This is a genomic window from Tsukamurella sputi (assembly GCF_007858445.1).
Lineage (GTDB): Bacteria > Actinomycetota > Actinomycetes > Mycobacteriales > Mycobacteriaceae > Tsukamurella > Tsukamurella sputi.
In genome coordinates this window covers 1-524 of record NZ_VIGV01000213.1, presented here as the reverse complement: position 1 = coordinate 524, position 524 = coordinate 1, and the positions used below count along the sequence as shown (strand labels likewise).

Below are 524 nucleotides of genomic sequence, written 5' to 3'. Positions count from 1 at the left end.
CAGTGAGCGCACGGTACGCGTTCATTGTGAGTGAAGAAGGCAATTACACGATCACTTTGATGTGTCGCTGTTTGGAGGTGTCGAAGTCGGGGTACCTGGATTGGAAGAGGCGGCCGATGTCTGATACTGAGGTGCGTCGCATTGATCTCACCCACCGTGTTCGGGCAAGTTTCGAGGCGTCGGATGCCACGTATGGGTACCGGCGTATCCACGCCGAGCTCGTGCGGATGGGTGTGGTGGTGTGTGTGGACACGGTGCGCACCATCATGGCCGAGGAGGGCCTGGTGGCAGTCCAGCCGCGCCTGCGGGTGCGCACCACGATCCCCGCAAAGGACATCGATGAGCGTGAGGACCTGGTGGGCCGGGACTTCCACGCGGATGCCCCCGGGCTCAAGTGGGTCGGGGACATCACCTACATTCCGACGTGGGCGGGATTCTGCTATCTGGCGACCGTGTTGGACTGCTGCACGAAGAAAGTGGTGGGGTATGCGATTGCGGACCACATGCGCACCAGTCTCATCCAG

General features: G+C 61.3%; 1 protein-coding gene. It reads left to right on the top strand.

What is annotated here, in order from left to right:
* Nucleotides 1-2: 2 nt before the first annotated feature.
* On the top strand, nucleotides 3-524 hold a 522-nt coding region (locus FK268_RS23875; RefSeq protein ID WP_146437914.1), incomplete at its 3' end, for an IS3 family transposase.